Source organism: Glaciecola sp. 33A (assembly GCF_002836745.1).
Classification (GTDB): domain Bacteria; phylum Pseudomonadota; class Gammaproteobacteria; order Enterobacterales; family Alteromonadaceae; genus Glaciecola.
Window position 1 is genome coordinate 380,086 of the sequence record NZ_PJAR01000044.1, and the last position, 22,042, is coordinate 402,127.

16 protein-coding genes and 1 tRNA gene are annotated in these 22,042 nt (G+C 39.9%); 14 read left to right on the forward strand and 3 right to left on the reverse strand.

The genetic code is table 11. The annotated features are described in order from the left end of the window. Positions 1 to 14 precede the first annotated feature (14 nt). The 5 genes from glmM (at position 15) to CXF81_RS17770 (ending at position 5,475) form a co-directional block, all read left to right on the forward strand. Positions 15 to 1,355, forward strand: a complete 1,341-nt coding sequence (gene glmM / locus CXF81_RS17750) for a phosphoglucosamine mutase (RefSeq protein WP_101182734.1) — start codon at positions 15 to 17, stop codon at positions 1,353 to 1,355. Between the two features lie 97 nt (positions 1,356 to 1,452). Then, the gene (gene tpiA / locus CXF81_RS17755; protein WP_101182735.1) at positions 1,453 to 2,193 is read left to right on the forward strand and encodes a triose-phosphate isomerase; all 741 of its coding nucleotides are present in this window, start codon (positions 1,453 to 1,455) and stop codon (positions 2,191 to 2,193) included. Between the two features lie 10 nt (positions 2,194 to 2,203). Next, a complete protein-coding gene (secG, locus tag CXF81_RS17760; RefSeq protein WP_101182736.1) occupies positions 2,204 to 2,599 on the forward strand; it encodes a preprotein translocase subunit SecG in 396 nt (131 codons plus the stop codon). Between the two features lie 22 nt (positions 2,600 to 2,621). Then, positions 2,622 to 2,706 (forward strand) — tRNA-Leu (locus CXF81_RS17765). Between the two features lie 597 nt (positions 2,707 to 3,303). Beyond that, positions 3,304 to 5,475 carry a S46 family peptidase gene (locus CXF81_RS17770; RefSeq protein WP_101182737.1) on the forward strand — a complete coding sequence of 724 codons (2,172 nt, stop codon included), beginning with the start codon at positions 3,304 to 3,306 and terminating at the stop codon, positions 5,473 to 5,475. A gap of 122 nt (positions 5,476 to 5,597) precedes the next feature. On the opposite strand, the gene CXF81_RS17775 is transcribed toward CXF81_RS17770, so the two are convergent. Then, positions 5,598 to 5,933, reverse strand: a complete 336-nt coding sequence (locus CXF81_RS17775) for a hypothetical protein (protein WP_101182738.1) — start codon at positions 5,931 to 5,933, stop codon at positions 5,598 to 5,600. Between the two features lie 134 nt (positions 5,934 to 6,067). Between CXF81_RS17775 and nhaR the strand changes: the two genes are divergently transcribed. From nhaR to CXF81_RS17800, 5 genes are all read left to right on the forward strand, one after another. After that, positions 6,068 to 6,970, forward strand: a complete 903-nt coding sequence (nhaR, locus tag CXF81_RS17780; RefSeq protein WP_101182739.1) for a transcriptional activator NhaR — start codon at positions 6,068 to 6,070, stop codon at positions 6,968 to 6,970. Positions 6,971 to 7,045: 75 nt separating this feature from the next. After that, positions 7,046 to 9,154, forward strand: a complete 2,109-nt coding sequence (pnp, locus tag CXF81_RS17785; protein WP_101182740.1) for a polyribonucleotide nucleotidyltransferase — start codon at positions 7,046 to 7,048, stop codon at positions 9,152 to 9,154. Between the two features lie 96 nt (positions 9,155 to 9,250). Continuing rightward, a complete protein-coding gene (locus tag CXF81_RS17790) occupies positions 9,251 to 9,556 on the forward strand; it encodes a DUF1244 domain-containing protein (protein WP_101182741.1) in 306 nt (101 codons plus the stop codon). 95 nt (positions 9,557 to 9,651) lie between these two features. Next, positions 9,652 to 10,578 (forward strand): lipoprotein NlpI, encoded by a 927-nt coding sequence (nlpI, locus tag CXF81_RS17795; RefSeq protein ID WP_101182742.1) that lies wholly within the window; start codon positions 9,652 to 9,654, stop codon positions 10,576 to 10,578. 59 nt (positions 10,579 to 10,637) lie between these two features. Continuing rightward, the gene (locus CXF81_RS17800) at positions 10,638 to 12,155 is read left to right on the forward strand and encodes a tetratricopeptide repeat protein (protein ID WP_101182743.1); all 1,518 of its coding nucleotides are present in this window, start codon (positions 10,638 to 10,640) and stop codon (positions 12,153 to 12,155) included. Here CXF81_RS17800 and cysZ read toward each other — a convergent pair. Then, a complete protein-coding gene (gene cysZ / locus CXF81_RS17805) occupies positions 12,150 to 12,887 on the reverse strand; it encodes a sulfate transporter CysZ (RefSeq protein WP_101182744.1) in 738 nt (245 codons plus the stop codon). The two genes, CXF81_RS17800 and cysZ, sit on opposite strands and share 6 nt — an antisense overlap. A 256-nt stretch (positions 12,888 to 13,143) precedes the next feature. On the opposite strand from cysZ, the gene smc reads away from it, so the two are divergent. The 4 genes from smc (at position 13,144) to CXF81_RS17825 (ending at position 20,869) form a co-directional block, all read left to right on the forward strand. Next, positions 13,144 to 16,638: a chromosome segregation protein SMC gene (gene smc, locus CXF81_RS17810; protein ID WP_101182745.1), complete on the forward strand. Its 3,495-nt coding sequence runs from the start codon at positions 13,144 to 13,146 to the stop codon at positions 16,636 to 16,638. A gap of 21 nt (positions 16,639 to 16,659) precedes the next feature. Continuing rightward, positions 16,660 to 18,282 (forward strand): cell division protein ZipA, encoded by a 1,623-nt coding sequence (gene zipA, locus CXF81_RS17815; RefSeq protein WP_101182746.1) that lies wholly within the window; start codon positions 16,660 to 16,662, stop codon positions 18,280 to 18,282. A 5-nt stretch (positions 18,283 to 18,287) separates the two neighbouring features. Continuing rightward, positions 18,288 to 18,728 carry a hypothetical protein gene (locus CXF81_RS17820; protein WP_232771982.1) on the forward strand — a complete coding sequence of 147 codons (441 nt, stop codon included), beginning with the start codon at positions 18,288 to 18,290 and terminating at the stop codon, positions 18,726 to 18,728. Positions 18,729 to 18,913: 185 nt separating this feature from the next. Further along, positions 18,914 to 20,869, forward strand: a complete 1,956-nt coding sequence (locus CXF81_RS17825; RefSeq protein ID WP_101182747.1) for a helix-hairpin-helix domain-containing protein — start codon at positions 18,914 to 18,916, stop codon at positions 20,867 to 20,869. 496 nt (positions 20,870 to 21,365) lie between these two features. Here CXF81_RS17825 and CXF81_RS17835 read toward each other — a convergent pair whose 3' ends face one another. Next, the gene (locus tag CXF81_RS17835) at positions 21,366 to 21,899 is read right to left on the reverse strand and encodes a MarR family winged helix-turn-helix transcriptional regulator (protein ID WP_157825583.1); all 534 of its coding nucleotides are present in this window, start codon (positions 21,897 to 21,899) and stop codon (positions 21,366 to 21,368) included. Positions 21,900 to 22,042 lie beyond the last annotated feature (143 nt).

A 22,042-nucleotide genomic window follows, 5' to 3' on the forward strand; every position in this document is an offset into this window, starting at 1 on the left:
AGGAAGCAAGTTGTATGACCGAACGAAAATATTTTGGTACCGATGGCATTAGAGGTAAGGTTGGTGAAAGTCCAATTAATCCGGAATTTGTCATCAAGTTGGGTTACGCCGCTGGTAAAGTACTCGCAGGGCAAGGCACCAACAAGGTACTTATCGGTAAAGACACGCGAATTTCTGGTTATATGCTTGAATCTGCATTGGAGGCTGGTCTTTCAGCCGCGGGTATTAATATTGGTTTGTTGGGTCCTATGCCGACACCAGCAGTTGCTTATTTAACCAAAACCTTTCGTTCCGAGGCTGGTATCGTGATAAGTGCCTCGCACAATCCTTATTATGATAACGGCATAAAGTTTTTCTCTTCGACGGGGCAAAAATTGGACGACACAATAGAGTTGGCAATTGAAGCTCAGCTTGAAAAGCCTATTGTTTGTGTTGAATCAGACAAGTTGGGTAAAGCGACCCGAATTAACGATGCCGCGGGACGTTATATCGAATATTGTAAAGGCACATTTCCCTCAGACTTGTCACTCAAAGGTCTGAAAATTGTGGTCGACTGCGCGCATGGTGCAACTTACCATATTGCGCCTGATGTATTATCAGAGCTCGGTGCTGATGTAATTGAGATAGGAACTACACCGAACGGCACAAACATTAACCATAAAGTAGGCGCAACGTCTATGCGTGCTTCTGTTGAGGCGGTTAAAGAGCATAAAGCAGACCTTGGGTTTGCCTTGGATGGTGACGGTGACCGCATCATGATGGTAGACGAGAATGGCAAGGTCATTGATGGCGACGAAATAATTTTCATTATCGCTCGTGAAGCAATGAAAAATGGTCAATTACAAGGCGGCGTCGTGGGCACTAAAATGTCTAATTTAGGCATGGAAGTGGCATTAGAAAAATTAGGTATTCCGTTTGCTCGCGCCGACGTAGGTGACCGCTATGTAATGGAAATGCTACTCGCTAAAAATTGGAAAATTGGCGGTGAGAATTCAGGTCATGTGCTCAATTTGAATCTAGCTTCTACTGGTGATGGCATTGTTGCTGGACTTCAGGTCATTGCTGCTATGTTGCGATCACATATGAAATTGAGTGTATTAAATTCAGGATTTATCCGATTTCCACAGCGACTTATTAACGTCAAATTTGCTGATCCAAGCAAAAATCCTCTTGAATCTGACGAAGTTACCGCCATCGTTAAAAAAGCAGAAGAGGAAATGGGTGAAAATGGACGTGTTTTGCTGCGAAAAAGTGGAACAGAGCCATTAATAAGAGTCATGGTTGAAGCGATCGATAAGGGCCTAAGTGACCTTTGGGCTGAAAAAATTGCCGATGTGGTGAAAAAAGCATCATAAAAACCTAACTTACTACCTATTTATCACACTGATACTTGTATAATTGTGAGTGGTTAGTTAATATCACGCCCGCTTTGCAGTGGGCTCGGGAGAAAACATGACAGGTTCTCAAAGAAAACCTTTTGTAGCAGGAAATTGGAAAATGAATGGAAGCAACGAGTTAGTTGAATCCTTCTGTTCAAAATTAGCCTCAAACCCAGCAGTTGATATTGTTATATGTCCTCCTGCGGTTTATTTATCAAAATTCAATCAGGCTGAATTTGCAATTGGTGCGCAAAATGCGAGTGAATTTGCTTCCGGTGCACATACCGGTGAAGTCTCACTGACTATGATCGCCGAAGCGGGCTGTAAGTACGTTATTGTAGGCCACTCTGAGCGTAGAGAAGCGTATTACGAGTCAAATGAAGTAGTCGCAAGAAAGGTTAAAGCAACAATAGCAGCGGGCCTTACGCCGATACTCTGTATTGGTGAGCGGTTAGAAGTAAGAGAAAGCGGTAAAGTATTTGATTTTGTAAAAGCACAATTAGATGCAGTTGCACATGAGTGTGGCGCCCACTATATAAAAAATACAGTCATTGCCTATGAACCTATATGGGCAATTGGAACGGGCAAGACAGCAAGCCCAGATCAAGCGCAAGAAATTCATGCGTTTATTCGAAAAGAATTAGCAGCCCTAGATGCCAGTGCTGCGGCAAGCGTCAGAATTTTGTACGGTGGCAGTGTTAATGCCGCAAATGCAAATGAGTTGTTTGCAAAGACAGATATAGACGGTGGTCTTATTGGTGGCGCCAGTCTAAAAATAGAAGATTTTACAACAATTTGCCAAGCAGCAAGTTAATGAGGAAAGAATGTTAGAACAAGTATTAAGCGTTGGTTATTTGGTTGTTGCACTATTGTTGATTGGATTTGTATTAATCCAACAGGGTAAGGGAGCTGGTATGGGAGCATCATTCGGTGCTGGCGGTTCTAACACCGTATTTGGTTCATCAGGTTCAGGTAATTTCATGACTAAAATAACGGCTATTTTAGCGACCTGTTTTTTCGTGATTAGCTTACTTTTAGGCACCATCGCTGCTAATAAGCATGAAAACGTAGATGAGTTCGATAACCTTGAAGTGCCAGTTGTTGAAGAACCTGTAAGTACAGAAATTCCAACATTAGCTACTGAGTTACCGGTTGCATCTGATTTACCAGCGCCAGTGGTAAACGAAGAAGAAGTTAAAGAAGACGACGTTCCAAACTAGTTGAACGTGTAGTAAGCAAAATGCGGAAGTGGTGGAATTGGTAGACACGCCACCTTGAGGGGGTGGTGGCTTAGGCCGTGAGAGTTCGAGTCTCTTCTTCCGCACCATATAATGGAAAGACCAGCAATTGACATTGTTGGTCTTTTTTTTTGCCTAATGTTAATAAGCTCATGTTAATAAGCTCATGTTAATAAGCTCATATTTATTCCTCATCACTTATTTCAACAACGAGCCCTTGCAGTAAAGACAAATATAAAATGGATAATGGAAATTCAAGTAATCCCGAAAATCTTGCTCATTGAAAAACTTTTTTTCTATCCATAACTGTCTGCAACCGTCGGCTATTAATGCCGCAAAGGTACGTCTTGACTCTATATCGATGTCTTCACGCGGTTGAGTTAACTGTTGAGTATTCAATTTGGTTCACCAGAAATTACGCTTAATCTGTGATTGATAAGCCTGATTACAAATCACATTTATTAAAATCCCACATAAAAAATGGGCGCTTAGACGTCTAGGTGTCTATATTAAATTAATATCATCAGAATGCAAGCTAGCTATGTAATTAAAACTTACAAAAAAATAGTTGTTATAATTTGTCTGAAAAGCTAGTTTGCATTCCGAAAAGTAAGCACAAAAAAACTGAAGCTTGTTTTAGTAAAAAGAAAACACATAAAAAATAACTAAAATAAAAAGGAAAAAATATGAAAAAGTGGATTTTCGGTGCAGCTGCACTGATGCTTGGTATACCATTCAGTGCTGCCTTGGCCGATGAAGGCATGTGGCAGCCGCATCAACTCCCCGATATAAAAGAACAACTCGTCGCAGCAGGGTTAACCTTAAACCCAGATGATATGTCTGACTTATCAAAGTTTCCAATGAACGCTATTATTAGCTTGGGCGGATGTACGGCAAGTTTTATTTCGGATCAAGGTTTAGTGGTGACAAATCATCACTGTGCTTATCGTTCAATTCAGCATAATAGCTCAGAAAACAATAATTTACTTGCTAACGGGTTTGTGGCGAAAACGAAGCAGGAAGAGTTGGCGGCAGCGCCTGGTAGTCGCGTGTATATAACTGAATCGTTAACGGATGTGACCGCTAAAGTCACTGATGGGATTTCAGCAGAATTAACGGGTAGTGAGTATTATCAAGCAATAGAAAATAAGCGTAAGGTATTAGTTGCCCAATGTGAAACTGACGATGACTATCGCTGTTCGGTTTCTAGCTTTCATGGTGGTGTTAGCTATGTATTAATCAAATTATTGACTATAAGAGATGTACGCTTAGCTTATGCGCCGCCCTCTAGTATCGGTAAATTTGGTGGTGATACAGATAACTGGCAGTGGCCTCGTCAAACGGGTGATTGGGCATTCTATCGCGCTTACGTTGGCAAAGATGGCAAACCAGCAGATTACAGCGAAGACAATATTCCCTTTAGCAATAAAGCCTTTTTAAAAGTAAACGCCAAGGGGGTTGATGAGGGTGACTATGTCATGGTGTTAGGCTATCCGGGCAGCACCAATCGCTATCGTACTGCAGTCGAAGTCAAAAACACCTTTACCTACAGCTATCCAACAGCCAGATCGTACCGTCAAGAATATATTGATGTAATAAAGCAAAACTCAGCGCCGGATAGTGATGAGCGTATTAAATATGCCAGTAATATTGCGGGTTTAGCTAATTATGCTAAAAACTATGGCTCAATGGTAGAGAGCTATAATAAAAGCGATATGTTAATTAGAAAACAAAGCTTAGAAACAGATTTAGTAAATTGGTTAGCTAAAGACACTCAGATGAATACTAAATACGGTGCGAGTTTAGTGACGCTGAATAAGTTGATTGAGCAATCTGATGCGACTAAAGAACGTGATTTGTTGATGGCTTACATTGGCAGAACAACCATGATGTCAGTCTCCAAAGGCCTCCTTCGTCTATCTCATGAACGAGCAAAGCCAGATGCTGAGCGCGAACGAGGTTATCAAAAACGTGATTTAAAGCGCTATGAGCAATCATTGGCATCCATAAATTCACGTTATGTTGCCGATATCGACAAGGTTCTTTTTAAGCATTTTTTAGCTAAGTATGTTCATTTACCGGCTGATCAACGCGTTACCACTTTTGATCAATTTTTTGATATTAAAGACACAGACTTAACTAAAGCTTACGCCAAAGTTGACAAAATGTATGCTGATACTAAGTTAGGCGAACTAGACACACGGCTCGCGATGATGAAGATGTCAGAAAAAGAGATGCGTGCAAGCGCTGACCCTTTCATTCAATTCGCAGTAAGCCAATTTGACTATAATATGGCACAAGAAAAGCTAAGTAATTCATTGTCAGGCAAATTACAACGAGTGCGTCCTGAGTATATGAAAGCCTTACTTGCATTCAAAAAATCACGCAAAGAAGCAGTTTATGCGGATGCCAATAGTACTTTACGGATCACCTTTGGTAATGTTAAAGGGTATAGTCCACAAGATGGGCTAAGGGCAACACCTTTCACAACCACTGAGGGCATGTTGGCCAAGTATATTGCGGGTGATGATGAATTTGATTTGCCGGTAAAGTTGCGTGAAGCGATACAAGCAAAACGATATGGCATCTACGCTGACGCCAAGTTGAATTCTGTGCCCGTAAACTATTTAAGTACCTTAGATATCACTGGTGGTAACTCAGGCTCGCCAACACTAAACGCCAAAGGCGAATTTGTCGGGCTCGTGTTTGATGGTGTTTACGAGTCTATTATCGGGGGTTGGGATTACGACCCAACATATAACCGAGCTATTCATGTCAGCAGCCCATTCATGCTGTGGGTTATGGAGGAGGTTGATGGTGCCGAAAACCTAATAGAAGAAATGGAAATTGTAAGGTAGGTTTAGCTAAAATAGCGTATTAAGTGGCCAAATACGTCGGCCACTTAATATATTTTTAATATTATAAATTTAGCGTTATAAAGATTTATCCTAAGTAATATTTACATCGCTTAAGTCGGCTGTTATTTGTTGATGGTGTACGTTGGACTAAACTGTCTTTTGCTGCTGCGACGTTGTCGGTCTAATTGACGCTTTGCTCTGCTAATAGAATTATAAAATGCATCCTCAATTGTGATGGCTGTATTTGATGTTGTGGTAGATCCATCAGGTAATAGGTCAATCACCACCGAACATTGAATAATTTTTTGACCAAACTGATCAATGTCATTTTTAAAAGAAGTATTAACAATTTCAATGATTTGCGTGTATCTTCCCAATTGCATGCTCAGTGTTTCGTTCAAGCGTTTTACTTGATCTTCACTTATTTGGACATCAAATTGCACAATTTTGAGTTGCATGACTACACTTATGAAAGATTTTCCTGTCTATGAGGCAAGGTTATCAACTTAAAGTGAACGAATATATTCGTTTAAATGTATAAAAAAGGTTCGAAAAAACTGACGTACTTTTATGCCTAGGAATAAAACACCCAATGTCTGAAAATTTAAATTATAAACACCTCCATTACTTTTGGGTTGTTGCAACCGAAGGTAGTATTGCAAAGGCGGCCGAAAAACTTTTTATTACGCCACAAACAATTAGTGGGCAATTGAGTATGCTGGAGGAAAGAATAGGTCAGCCACTATTCGACCGCGTGGGCCGCCGGTTACGATTAACCGAAACGGGGCGTTTAGTTTTACGTTATTCCGATGAAATATTTGAATTAGGCAAAGAACTAAGTGATGTATTGCGCGGGGCACCATTAGTGGGCACCTCCGAATTTATTATTAGTGCAGCCAGTGCGTTACCCAAAACTATCGTTTATAAAATTATCGAGCCAGCACTTAACTTATCAAAAGAAGTCAGCTTAGTATGCAAGGAAGGGCCTGTTGCAACTATTCTTGCAGAGTTAGCCATTCACGAAGTTGATATGGTATTAACTGACACGCCATTGTCCAGCAATTTCAGTGTGCGAGCTTATAATCACTATCTAGGGCAGTCAGGATTAACCTTTTTTGCTGTGAAAAAAGTCAAACAACAGCTCAGCGGTGAATTCCCACAATGTCTTCATCAAGCACCCATTTTATTGCCAACCAAGCAATATGCTATTCGACAATTATTTGATAAATGGTCTAATGATAATGGCATATTCCCAGTAATAAGAGGGCAGTATGACGACAGTGCCTTAATGAAATCTTTTGGCCAAGCTGGTTTTGGCGTATTTTTTATGCCCACTATCATTGAACAAGAAGTCTGCGAAAGCTACAAAGTAGAAGTTGTTGGACGGATGCGTGACATTAAACAAAAGTTTTACGCAATATCGGCTGAAAGAAAAGTCACTCATCCCGCAGTTGCCGCTGTATGTAATTCAGCAAGAGATGTAATTTTTAAATAGCAATCAATGCGTTTCGCCGCTATACTATGCACCGCATTAATAAGCATAAAATACAAATAAACTAAAGGATAGAGTGTGACTCCTATTACTAAAACATTTCAGTATGGTCAGCATACTGTCACCCTAGAAACGGGTGTAATCGCAAGACAAGCAACTGCAGCAGTAATGGCAAGCATGGATGACACGTGTGTGTTAGTTTCAGTTGTTGGTAAAAAAGAAGCTAAAGCAGACCAAGGCTTCTTTCCATTAACCGTTAATTATCAAGAAAAAGCGTACGCAGCGGGTAAAATTCCTGGTGGCTTTTTCAAACGTGAGGGCCGCCCTTCAGAGAGCGAGACCTTAATTGCACGTTTAATTGACCGTCCAATTCGTCCGTTATTCCCAAATGGGTTTAAAAACGAAGTTCAGATTATTATTACTGTGGTTTCTGCAAATCCAGAAATTCCAACAGATATCATCTCATTAATCGGCACATCTGCTGCTCTAGCTATTTCTGGTATGCCATTCAATGGTCCAATCGGTGCAGCACGTGTTGGTTATAAAGACGGCGGTTATATTTTAAATACACGGTCTTCTGAACAAGAAGAAAGCGAACTTAACCTGGTTGTTGCTGGCACCAAAAGTGCCGTATTAATGGTTGAGTCTGAAGCTGATATCTTATCTGAAGATGTTATGCTGGGTGCTGTTGTATATGGCCATGAACAATCACAAACAGTTATTAGCGCGATCAGTGAGTTTGCTGCTGAGGTTGATACAGAATCCTGGAATTGGGAAGCAGAACCAGAAAATACTGGCTTAAAAGCGCAAGTTAAAGAACTAGCCGAAGCAGGTATGACTGAAGCTTATCAAATTTCTGACAAAATGCTTCGTAAAGATGCTATTACCGCAGTGACAGAAAAAGCGATTGCGGCTATTGTTGCAGCAAATCCAGCGCAAGACCGCAAAGAAGCTAGCGATTTATTGCACCATTTAGAAAGTGACGTTGTACGTTCACGAATTCTAGCGGGTGAAAAACGTATTGATGGTCGTGATCCAGATACAATACGCGCGCTTAATGTTGCAACAGGTTTGTTACCAAGAACACATGGTTCTGCATTATTTACACGTGGTGAAACTCAGGCAATTGTAGCTGCTACATTAGGTACAGAGCGCGATGCACAGATGATTGATGAGCTAGGTGGCATGGCGAGCAGTCGCTTCATGTTGCATTATAACTTTCCTCCATATTGTGTTGGTGAAACTGGCTTTGTCGGTTCACCTAAGAGACGTGAAATTGGCCATGGTCGTTTGGCTAAGCGCGGTATGCAAGCGGTTATGCCTTCTGCTGAAGAATTCCCATATGTGGTTCGTGTGGTTTCTGAAATCACCGAGTCGAATGGTTCTTCTTCAATGGCATCAGTTTGTGGTACATCATTAGCACTTATGGATGCAGGTGTTCCCATCAAAGCTTCTGTTGCTGGTATTGCAATGGGCTTAGTAAAATCAGATGATAACTTCGTTATTCTATCTGACATCTTAGGTGATGAAGACCACCTTGGTGACATGGACTTTAAGGTTGCGGGTACTACTAACGGTATTACTGCACTTCAAATGGACATTAAAATTGAAGGTATTACACAAGAAATTATGCAGTTAGCATTGAAGCAAGCAAAGGAAGCTCGCTTACATATTCTTGAAGTAATGGATTCTGCAATTGCGGGTCCACGTGAAGAAATGTCTGAGTATGCCCCGCGTATTTACAAGATGAAAGTTGATCAAGATAAAATCCGTGATGTTATTGGTAAAGGCGGCGCTATGATCAGAGCGATCACTGAAGCATCTGATACCAACATTGAGATTGAAGACGACGGTACTATCAAAATCTTTGCAACTGAAAAAGCCAAGGCAGATATAGCTATCGATCGTATCAAAGCGGTAACAGCTAATATCGAAGTAGGCACAGTCTACAACGGTAAAGTGATGCGTATTGTCGACTTCGGTGCGTTTGTTGAAGTGTTACCAGGCAAGGAAGGCCTTGTTCACATCAGTCAAATTGCTCACGACCGTGTAGCTAAAGTCACTGACTTCTTAAAAGAAGGGCAAATGGTTGACGTAAAGGTCATGGAAATTGATCGTCAAAATCGTGTCCGTCTGAGTATTAAAGAGTTGTTAGAAAAACCAGCTACTTCAAGCGAAGGCGAATAATTCAACTTGAATTCTATGGTTTAGGCCATATTCATTATTGATAAGTAAAAAAGGAGCTTCGGCTCCTTTTTTGTTAATTTATAGAGGAAAAATAGAATGAACGAAAAGCAAACAACCGAAGTCGAAGCAGCAGCATTTAGACGGCTGATTAAGCACTTAGATAACAACAAACAAGTCCAGAATATTGACTTAATGTTGTTGGCTGACTTCTGTAGAAACTGTTTGTCTAAATGGTATTTAGCAGCGGCGCAAGAACGCGATCTTGCATTAACAGACGACGAAGCTCGCGAAGCAATTTATAAAATGTCGTATAGCGAATGGAAAGCGAATCATCAACTTCCTGCGACCGAGGAGCAAATGGCCGCATCCGATGCTAAAAGAGTAGCTAAGCAGCAAAAATAAGTGCGTGCTATACTTCATAACATTTGCAGTCGATGAGATGAGTTGATGTGAAAACGATAAGGATTACACTTTGGTAAATAAGGAATCTTTTAAAAGTGAATAAAACACGCTTAGGTATTTGTGCCGCGATAGGCCTACTTCTTCTATTATCCGGCTGTTCAACGCAAAGTAATAACGCTTATGGGCCAATGGGTAATTTGCTCTTGGCCGAGCCAGAGCCGGTCAATACCCGCTCACAAATGGCGATTGCACGCTACAACCATATTCTCACACAAGCTCCATTGAAGGACGAAGAGCGAGCTGAGCTTCTATTTCAGCGCGGCATGCTTTATGACAGCGTGGGTTTGTCTGGTTTAGCACGATACGATTTCATACAGGCATTACAATTGAAGCCTGATATGGCAGAGGCACATAATTCAATTGGTATTCATTATATCCAACAAATGGATTTCATAATGGCTTACGAATCCTTTGACTCGACATTAGATATCAATCCTGACTATGATTTCGCGATCCTTAACAGAGGTATTGCTCTCTATTACGGTGGAAGAGCCGAACTGGCCCTTTCAGACATGAATCGTTTTTACGAAAAAGACAAACATGATCCATATCGTGTTCTTTGGTCATTTATTGTTGAGCAGAATGTTGATAGGGAGAAAGCGTTAGCTAACCTCGCCATCCATAGAAAAGAATTAGACGATGAAAATTGGGCAACTAGTATTGTCGATTTTTACTTAGGTAGGGTTGATGAAACGGCGGTTATTGCTGATCTAGTCGATGACGTTAAAAGTCAAAAACAATTAAATGATCGCTTATGTGAGGCCTATTTTTATTTAGGTAAGTACCATAGCGACCTAGGCAATAAAATCAAAGCCGCAAATTACTTTAAGCTGTCACTGAGTACCAATGTATTTGAATATGTTGAATATCGATTTTCTAGGGTAGAGTTGGCCAGATTGCGAGAGAAAAGGAAAGAGGACACTATTGATTCAGATAGTAAAAGTAGTGAGCTTACTCAATAGCTGAATAACGTAAACTTTTTACTTAAGATTATGCAATAGCTCATACAAAATGACCGCTAATGGATGCAACACAGGATAGTGAACGAGTGAATTTAGCCATTAAATACCACAAAATATTACTTGGTGTGTGTGGCATCTGCTTCTTCCTACAAGCAGATAATTGTCATTCACCCAAGAGGGTATTGCTACAACATCTAGAACTTCAAAACCCTCAATCCGGGTATCTGCTTTATCCATTGGTTAAACGGGGAAACACTGACGCTTTGTCGGCACTAACTAAGTTAGCAATTGATGCAGATGACCAATATTGGTTAGTGTTATCAGGTAAGCTCGGCAGTAGTGCTGCTCTTTATTATTCAGCGATGCGCAGTCAAAATCCCGCGGAAATAAGGGCATGGTTAAAGACGTCTGCTGAGTTAGGACACACGCAAAGCCAGTTTGAGTATGCATTGTTACAAATTTCAAAAGATGAAAAACGCCGCTGGATGCAGCTATCTGCTGAGGCTGGCTACGAGCCTGCAATCATATCAATGGCAAAGTTTATTTTCGAATCTGAGGACAACTCACAAGCACTGATATGGCTAAAAAAAGCCGCGGAGTTTGATGCATCAAGTGCATTTAAGTTAGCCAACTTGTTGTGGAAAAAGGGTAACACAGAAAAAGCCAAAACATATTTTGATAAAGCGGCTGAGCAAGACTTTGGGTTAGCTAAGACGGCAATTCGGGTTATTAAACAGCATAAAATCGAACCGCTACGGTCATTATTAAGTGTTCCTGTGCAAGGTCCAAATTGTGCTCAAACAATCCAATTTGTTGCCACAACACTGGTTTCATTTATTCAAGCTACCTCGTTTCAAGAACAATTTGAAAAAGACAAGAGATTAGCCGACTTACCAATCTGCGTTTTGCCTCCTATTTGGCTGCAAAAGGACAGTTTGGTGTGCAGTAATAATTTTGATAATGAGGCTAGATTAGGTTGTGATCTCTATCCCTTGAGTCAATTAAAAACGCCACTAAGCTTTACTCATATGATTGTTTTTGCAGAGCAGGGTAAAGCGAATGTTAATAACGGTGTCATGTTTCTGGATCAATCCGATGCGTATTCCGTTTTCGTGCATGAGCTGGCTCACTTTGCGGGTTTTGTTGATGAATATGCGTTGCCTGACGATTTAGCTAATTACCATTGTAGCAAAAATATAGCCCCCAATTTATTGCTATCACCATTGCCGCAAGAAGTGGTCAAATCTCGCTATCTGCCTGCATCAAGGGAAAATAATTGGCAAAGAGCACTAGATGCGCACAATGAGTTACAAATATTGGAAAGCAATAATCCAGTCTTGCATCATATTGCGCGCTCTAGAACATGCAGAAACACCCAATATGAATCGTTTAAACCAACTCAGCAAATGACATTTTTGGAGTACCACGACGTGCCAAATATCCCTAAGGTGTATCGGACACTGTGGCGTCAAGCATTGCTCAGACGAGCAAACTATTCAGCGATCAATGACAATTTAGCTATTTCTGCATTTGCAAACAACGATGACATAGCTGGCCTGTTTTGGTCTACGTTATAAGATTTTTTCAGTAAACTCGTCAACCCACAGAGACGTTGCACCGCAAATAGCAACAGGCACTACTAAGAAGTTCACGATCGGGATGAGTGAGAAAATACTCACCATTATACCAAAACTAAAGCATTTACCTTTTCGTTGGTTTAAGTCATCTCGCATTTGCTTAAAGGCAATTTTATGATTGTCGAAAGGATAGTCGCAATACTGTATCGCCATCATCCACGCGGTAAATAAAAACCATAAAATTTGACCTATTATAGGTAATAAGAAAAATAATATTAAGAAACCTGCAGCGCGAGGAATAAAGTATAAGACTTTGGAAAGTTCGCGATCTAACGTGCGTGGTACATCTTTTATTGCACTTAATAATCCTTCGTTGCCCATATCTTGCCCAGTTAAGTAGCGTTCCACTTTTTCACTCAATAAACCATTAAATGGGGCGGCGATCCAGTTAGCTAAAGTACCAAAAATAAGCCCAAAAATGAGTAGTACAGTGATAACCGCAATTGGCCAAAGTAGGTAGTAGATGGCTGCTTTTAACCAACCTAGAAAGTCAGGGATAAAGTTGATTACGTAATTTATGGCTAGTTCTAATTGCGACCACAGAAAATAAAACGCTAAGGAAAATAACAGTAAATTAATGAATAGGGGAACAAAAACGAAGCGCTTAAGTCCCTTTGTTTTAATTAGTGAAAATCCTTCAAAAAAATAACTAGCGCCGCTTCTATCACTCATGTTTTCTCTTTATTTTTTATGTAGTTCTTGCTATCAGCAATGACTAGTATATCTTGCTAATGAGAAGGATGTAATGCGCAATTGTTACCAAGTTTTACTTTTGTTACATTTGCATTCGTCTTAGCTATCGTTTTTTGGAGTGTCGTTGTCACATAAAATACACATAGATAAACACAAAAGATAAAAAAATAACTAGATGTAGTCTTACGGTAATAATTGGAATACTTTTTTTGCTTCAAACATTTATTCACATTACATGCGCTTAAAAAAAATTAAATTAGCAGGATTTAAGTCATTCGTAGACCCTACCACAATCCCATTTCCGGGTGAAATGACAGCAGTGGTGGGGCCAAACGGCTGCGGGAAATCTAATGTTATTGACGCTGTGCGTTGGGTGCTGGGTGAAAGCTCGGCTAAAAACTTGCGTGGGGATGCGATGACAGATGTGATTTTTAACGGCTCTACTGCGCGCAAAGCGCTTTCACAATGCTCCGTTGAACTGATCTTTGACAATTCGTCGGGGCGAGTTGGTGGCGAATACGCAAACTATAATGAGTTGTCAGTAAAGCGTACTGTGACCAAACAAGCTATTTCTAGTTATTTACTTAATGGCACCAAATGCCGAAAGCGAGACATTACTGACTTATTTTTAGGAACCGGATTAGGCCCACGCAGCTATGCCATTATTGAACAAGGCATGATTTCTAAGCTCATAGAGAGCCGGCCTCAAGAATTACGTGTGTTTGTGGAAGAAGCAGCGGGTATTTCGAAATATAAAGAACGTCGCCGCGAAACCGAAAATAGAATAAAGCACACAAAAGAAAATCTAGAACGCCTAGATGACGTGCGAAATGAATTGGGGGAGCAGTTAAGTAAACTTCAACGGCAATCTGTGGCAGCAATAAGGTATAAAGAGCTGAAGGCGTCTGAACGAGAGCTTAAAGCTCAACTTGCTGTTTTCCGATGGTTAAAACAAATTAATTTGATTAATCAAGTTGAAGCTAATATTTCAGAAAAAGAAATTGAGTTAGAAAAAATAATTGCTCAAAAACGCGGTGACGAAAGCAGCATTATTCAGTATCGTGAAGAACAAGAAAGCTGCAAGTTTGAAATAAATGACATCCAACAAGAAATCTTCAAGGTTAGCACTAACATAACCCAAATTGAACAATCACAATTATTTTCTAAAAAGCGAAAGCACCAAATTCAGCTGGAATTACAGCAACTGCAAACTCAAGCTCAGCACACCGAAGCGTTATTTGCAGACACGGCGCAAGAATTGGTCATCGTGCAAGATGAACTGGTTGATTTAGAACCGAAAAAAATGATTTTGGAAGAAGCGGTCGAGAATGCTCAGGCTGCACGTCGTGAATCGGAGAAGGTACTTCTTCAGTTTAATGAAAAAAATAGAGAGGGAGAAATTCAATATCACGCCCTTAAACAAGAATTGCAGAGTTGCCATAGCCAAATTCAAAACACCATGAGTATGCAACTTCGTACTGACTCTCGAATTCAAGAACTCAAGCAAGAATTGGCCGAATTCGATGACGAATATATAAAACAACAAACTGAAGATATTCAAACCGATTTGCTGCTAGTGAATGAAGGGCTAGAGCAAGCAAAAAAAGACGTATTATTTATCCAACAACGTCAGCACAAGGCGGCACTTGAGCAAGGAGCAACAAGAGCAGAAGTAGAAAAGCAAAACGGATTGATGATTAACTTGCAAGCAAGCAAGGATGCGCTGCAAAATATTCAGAAAAAAAGTATGACCGATGCAAGGCTATGGCCTGTGACTAACGAGCAATATGAGTTCGAAACTCAGTTACTCGAATTGTCTGCGTTTTTAGAGGTTACGCCAGGATACGAAGGACTATGTGAAATTGTATTTTCACATATTGCGAGTCCAAAAGTGATACCAACATTGTCTAGCGAGTTATTAGAATCAACATTTTTTGATAACAAACATGGTCAAGCTTTGTTGTTTGAAAAGCACATGACAGGAGACAAAGTGTCGGGAAGCTTAGCTGAAAAAATTAATAACCCGAGTGTGCCTCAGTTTCTTAATCTGATCAGCTTGGTGGACGATGTCGGAGCGGCATTAACTTTGCAAAAGTACCTTCGTCCCGGTCATTCTGTGCTTACGCCCTGTGGACTGTGGTTGTTCAGCGATATGTTAATTAACGGCGCTGGCGAGCAGGTTGACGCGAGTATTAGTCGCGCCGCAGAAGTAGGGTCGTTAAAAATTCAAATAGAAGTACAAAGACAAAATCTCAATATGGCCGAAAAAGGCCTCAAACTGGCAAGCTCATCGCTGGATGGTGTGTTGGCACTTGTAGATGATGCAAAATCAATTTGTACTGATTACACAGAACAAGCTTTTAAATTGAGCACTCAATTAAGCCAATTTCAGCAGCAAATAGCACAACAAGTCAGTCGTCACGAACGCTTTTATCAAGAACTAGAGCGCCAGCAAATAAACGCGCAAGAAGAATTAGAAAGACTTGAAGAGCTAAATGAGCAGGTCGAAATACATGCCATGGATTTGGCTCAGATTGAAACGTTTATTGACGAGCAAGTTACCCATACTGAGGTATTGCAGGCGAATGTGCAATTGGCTCGCACGCAAGTAGAGCAATTAGTCACACGAACTCATGAATTAGCCATGCAAGTTCAGCAGACCAAAAATAAATACAATTTATTAAAAGATAAACAGATTACTCGTGAAGAACAGATTAGTGAAAATAAAGAAAAGATAGCTATATTGCAAGAAGAGGCTCAAGAGTTGTCCATGCCTTTTGAAGATCAGCAAGTGAGATTGCAGGTGTTGTTGGAAAATAAGTCCTTATTGCAAACTCGTCAGCAACAGATACACTTAACGTTAACGCGAGTTGATGAAAAACTATTAGAGGCCGAAAAAGGACAATCAGGTATCAATCAGGCTGCCGAGAATACCAAAGCTGAGATTGACAGTATGAAGTTGCAAGCGGAAGGCAGTAAGGTTCGAGCCCAGTCATATTTAGAGCAATTGCAAGAGATGGAACAAGCATTGAAACCCTTGCTCGAAAGCTTACCTGATGACATTGAAGAGGAGCAATGGCAGCAAAACCTTGAGAAAACGGCGTCGTCATTAACACGCTTGGGCGCCGTTAACTTGGCTGCAGTTGAAGAGTTTGAATCGCAATCGATCAGAAAACGTTATTTAGACGAACAAAATGACGATTTGACACAGGCCTTAGAAACGCTAGGAGCAGCAATTAAAAAAATTGATAAAGAGACCCGAACACGCTTTAAAGCTACATTTGATCAAATTAATAGTGACTTAAAAATATTATTCCCTAAAGTGTTTGGTGGCGGTAGTGCTCACCTTGCGTTAACAGAAGATGATATGCTCGACACAGGAGTGACTATTATGGCGCGACCGCCGGGTAAGAAAAATAGTACAATCCACCTTCTTTCTGGTGGAGAAAAAGCGCTAACCGCATTATCATTAGTGTTTGCTATATTTAGATTAAATCCGGCACCGTTTTGTTTACTCGACGAAGTAGATGCGCCGTTAGATGATGCAAATGTAGGACGTTTTTGTAAATTAGTCTCAGAAATGTCAAAAACTGTACAATTTATCTATATTACGCACAACAAAGTCGCTATGGAGATGGCGAGTCATTTAACGGGTGTTACAATGTCTGAACCAGGTGTGTCGAGAATGGTCGCAGTTGATGTAGAAGAAGCTTTAGCTATCGCAGAATAATAATAAGTAGAGTAGTTTAAAATGGAAGATTTGCGCTTAACATTTTTGATTTTTGGTATTGTTGCCATTGTTGCCATCCTCGTTCACGGTCTGTGGACTATCAGGAAAAACGCCAAAGGCAATGCAAAAGCAAAATTTGAATCTAAAAACTGGCAGAATAAAAGTGACCCTTCGTTAAACGATGAAGATCAATTCGATGCTAATGGTGTTGGCAACGCTAGAGTGGTTTCTCAAAGCAAAACAATGATTAATGACACCGATGAGCAAGATGAAGAGGAAGACGATCTAGAGCCACGCGCTGCTTTACATTCTCAAACGCGGACTAGAAAACACGTTGGATCTCAGGACGACACTTATGGTGCTCATGAAATTAAAGTGACTGATGATATTGAGACTGACTTTTATGCTCAAGGTGACGTTAAGGCTAAACCAAGTGTGTCAGAAGAAGACACTACTGAAATGAACAAGAAGGCGAAGAGCGACAATACCGAAAAGGAAAGCAAAGACGGTTTGGAGTTAGATGATGAGCTTTCATTAGAGCGCACCGAAATGGATTTTGCAAAGCTGGCAGAAGAACATGAACAAGTTGCGCCCAAACTTTATGGCAGTGTGGTAACCCAACCTAAGCCGGGGTTTCAGCGCTCGACTAGAGTAACTGAAACTTCACATCGGCAATCACAGAATCAAGATAATTCCCAAATTCCGGAACCGCCACCGTTTTTGTTAAAGTCTGCAGCAGCAGTTCCTGAAGTGAATCCTGTAGCAAACGAAATTGCTGAATTTGAACCTGAGATCGAGCACTCAATAAGCACTGATCCTAGAGGTAGAGTTGAACCAGAATTTAAACTTGATGCCGTAGAGGCTCCAGTTGAACCAGCACAACCGATTAGTTTGGCCGCGCAGGCAAGAAAGCTAGTTTCGCGTCGTAAAAAGAGTGTAGCAGATGTTATTCGCAAAGAGCCTCAGTTACAAGCGGCTAACAAGCTCAATGAAGAACAAATGCGTATCGATTTTTCGAACGAAGAGCCCTCAGCGAAAGAGCCCTCAGCGGATAGAGAGCCCTCAGCGGATAGAGAGCCCTCAGCGGATAGAGAGCCCTCAGCGCATAAAGAGCCCTCAGCGCATAAAGAGCCCTCAGCGCATAAAGAGCCCTCAGCGCATAAAGAACCGACAACGACTCAACAACCTACATCGAGTCAGCAAACAACTAGTGAGCAACCAACGGATGTACTTGTGCTCAATATACGAGCCCCTGAGGGTCGCGAAATAACGGGTGCAGCGCTGTTACCAATGCTACTAACCCTAGGCTTAAAATTTGGAGAACAGGATATTTTTCATCGCCATGTGAATACAAATGGCAAAGGTCCGGTGCTATTTTCACTAGCCAACTTGTTTAAGCCTGGTGTTTTTGATATTGATAATATAGAAACCTTCAGTACTCGAGGTTTATCGTTGTTTATGATGTTACCCATTGAAGGCGAGCCTCAGCAAGTCTTTAATATGATGCACAACGCAGCTCGAAAACTAGCAGATGAGTTTAGCTGCCAGATCCTCGATGGTAGCCGCGGTGTTCTTACCAAACAAGGTCTGCAAAAATATTCAGAGCGTATTCGAGAATTCGAACGAAAACGTATTAACCGATAGTAAAAATGACTGAAATAAATCAAGAAAAAGCGCACATTGATGCGCTTAAATCGCAGCTAGAAGAACATAACTACCAGTATTACGTGATGGATGCCCCAAGTATTCCTGATGCACAATATGATCGTTTACTGGTTGAGTTAATTGCCTTAGAAAAAAAACATCCAGAACTAGTGAACTCGGATTCACCAAGTCAAAAAGTCGGTGGAATATCGTTGTCGAAGTGTGATGCTGTTGTGCATGAAGTTGCGATGCTATCACTCGACAACGGCTTTGCAGAAGCTGATCTCATTGCATTTGGAAAGCGTTTACAAGACAGGCTAATGCCAGTCACTTACATGCAATTTAGTTGTGAATCGAAACTTGACGGTTTAGCCCCATCAATTCTTTATGAAAACAGTGATCTGACAAGAGCAGCCACCAGAAGTAATGGAAAAGCTTTTACCTGATCCACACAAAACTACCTTTTTATTGTCAATGAGCCTTGTAATGAGCAAACATTGGCAAATAGTACGACAAACTTTAACTTTAGGTTAACTCATTAATAAGTACTCTTTATGTTAAATATAAAATTCAATAAAGAGCAATTACTAATTATTGAGAAACTAAATCTTCTATCTTGGATAAAACGAATATGTTAAACGAAATACAAAAAGAAATATTTAGTAAGAAGCACGAAAAGCTTCATCTATCTTTGTTAATGGAAGTGTTGGAAGGCATTGTTGAGTTTAAGTCTTTGACTGAAGAATACCAATTAGATGTTCTTGAAATCACTAATGCATGCTACAGAGTAAAAAACGAACTTATCAACGACCGTGTCTATGATGGATTTCTGGAAATATTTAAAGAGAATAATGAATTAGGTGAATACCACCCTTATTTGACTAATGTAGAATCAGAAGATGTTCTTGAAGGCAAAACAATTGAATTACCACAAAGAATGTTATCAACACAAAAAGCTTACACGTTTAAAGTGATTGATAAGTGGTTAGATAATGTAATAAAAACTGGCAATATGGTTGACATTGGTGAGCGAGATATCGAAATTAGAATTACTCCAAAACTAGATGGTTATGCTGGGTACGATGATGGAAGCACTTTATATACAAGAGGTAATGGAGTTAGAGGAAGAGATATCTCATTTGCATTTGAAAGGGGATTACAGGTTGCAAAAAGTGGTCAAAGGGGTCTCGGTGCGGGTGAAATTGTTATTTCAAAGGATTACTTTGAATCCAATTTATCAAATTACTTTGAAAACTCAAGAAACATTCAAGCATCGATAATAGCAGAAAAGAACATAGATAAAAGAGTCCAGAAAGCTATGGATGAGGGCGCTGCCGTATTTTATCCTTTCTCAATGTTAGAAAATTGGGAAGGCAAAATATCAGATCTTCGTAGTGATTTTGATGCAATTACTCAAAATATATTAGTAAGTTGTGATTACGATGTAGATGGTGTTGTTTTAGAGTGTAAAAATCAAAAAATCAAAGAAAAAATGGGTGCCACTAGGAAGCACCATCGTTGGCAAATAGCGCTTAAGTCTAATGATGAGAAAGCTCAGGTAGAAGTATTGGAAGTGATACCTAATACTTCAAGGAATGGGAAGTTGACACCAGTTGTTCGAATCAAACCAACCAAATTATCAGGTGCAGATATAAGTAGAGTTACAGCGCATCATTATGGAATGGTTAGAGACAAAAAAATAGGGAAAGGCGCTATTCTTGAAATAGTCAGATCAGGCTTAGTAATCCCTAAAATAGAGAAAGTAATTGAACCCGCTAATGCTGATATTCCAGACGTATGCCCATGCTGTTATGAAGATTTAAAATGGGTTGATGATAGCCTCTTCTGTCTTAATGCCTTAGCCTGTAAAGACCAAATAGAAAAGAGTATCATTCATTTCTTTGATACTTTGGGTAACAATGATGGTTTTGGAACAGCAACAATATCTAATTTGAATAAGCACGGTGTATCAACAATTTATGATATTTATTTATTAGAAAATAACGCTTTTAAACTTTCTGCATTAGGTTACAAAGAAAAAACAGTTAAAAATTTACAGGATGCTCTGACGAGAAGCCGAACAGTTGAAATAGAAGATTGGAGATTCTTAGCCGCTTTTGGATTGAATCGCTTGGGTCTTGGAGTAGCGGAAAATTTACTCGAACATCATTCAATTGAAAGTATCTTTGATTTGGACACGGAAGAATTAATGAAGATAGATGGTTTTGCGAAGAAAACTGCAGTCCAACTTGTTAAAGGCTTGTCGTCAATTAAGGATGTTTTTCAAAAGATATATGCACTAGGTTTTAATTTAACTGTAACTCCAAAGAAATCAGAGCAGCCAGATAATAACTCACCAATAGCAGGCAAGATTGTTGTCTTTACTGGGGCGATGACTCAAGGGGCAAGAGGGAATATGGAGAAACAAGCTAAATTACTTGGGGCAAAGGTTGGAAAATCAGTTTCAGGTAAAACAGACATCCTGGTAACAGGTGAAAAGGTGGGTGAAAATAAGTTAAATGCAGCTAGGGATAAAGGCGTTAAGGTTATTTCTGAAGAAGCGTATCTATTATTAATAAAAGATTAATTAACTCAAACTGATGTTTAACGTAATTAACAATTCATAACAGAAACCGAAGTAAGGTAAAAAATGTTATGAATAAAAAGAGCCTAGATAAAGCTGTTGTAGATTCAAGTGCTCATTGCAACATTTTACTCGAGGGTGTAACAGATTTTGTGTGACGGCTTATCATGAATTACGCTATAAAGAGTTAAAAGGATAAGCAAATGCAATTTAACAGAAAAGAACTTGAAGCTTTCGCGAAGGAAGCTGCCAAAAGCATTAAAACGCTAAAAGGCCTGATGGGCATGTGAATCGCCGAGAGCGAAAGTGCTAAGAAAATGGTGTATTTAGCAATAACCTAGGTATCTAAGAAGTAGACGATGCCCATCCATAACTGCCGTCGGGCGATAGATCGGTTTATTATCGAATCCGGAGACCGGCTCGAGACGCATATTAACTAATGGCAGTGACACAGATTTTGTTACAGCCTATCTATTGTCAGTGAATGCAACATTTCTCATTACTCCCATTCATCTTCGAATTCATTTTCCATATGTTGCAAATGACGGTCAAGCTTATTCAATAGATGGTGTAACGCTGATAATTCTTCGTGTGTGAAACAGCTGTCAATCATTTGTCCAGTTTCAATACGCTTCGGGGTTATTTTATCGTAAAGTTTAGCACCAGATTCTGTCAGGTAAATTAACACTTTACGTCTATCTTTTTTTGAATTTAGTGTATCTATTAAAAGTAATTTTTTTAAGACCTTGACTGCACGAGATACTGTGGCTGAATCGGTTTTCAGTGCGTTAGCAACATTACCATTAGTTAACCCGCCATATGCTCCTAAAATTGAAATAACACGCCATTCTCTCTCGCGAATGATGATGTCAGTATCGTTTAATAACTCAGGTAAATCATTACCAGCATGAGACATTTGCATAGCTAAACAATACATTCTATAAGGTAAAAATGTCTGTAAATCTAAGTTTGAATTAACTTTGCCTGCAGGTAGTTTGCCTTGCTTGCTGAGGCTTGCATTATTTTTTGTCACTACTGATCTGTCAGGCATGGGCTAGCTTCATTTTTACAATTATCAAATCACCACAACATAATAACGTTCTTTATATTGTAATGAAAGATCAACTTTTTTATTGCTGTAAATGAATTTATTTTGATTTTCAAAAGTGCTGTTTG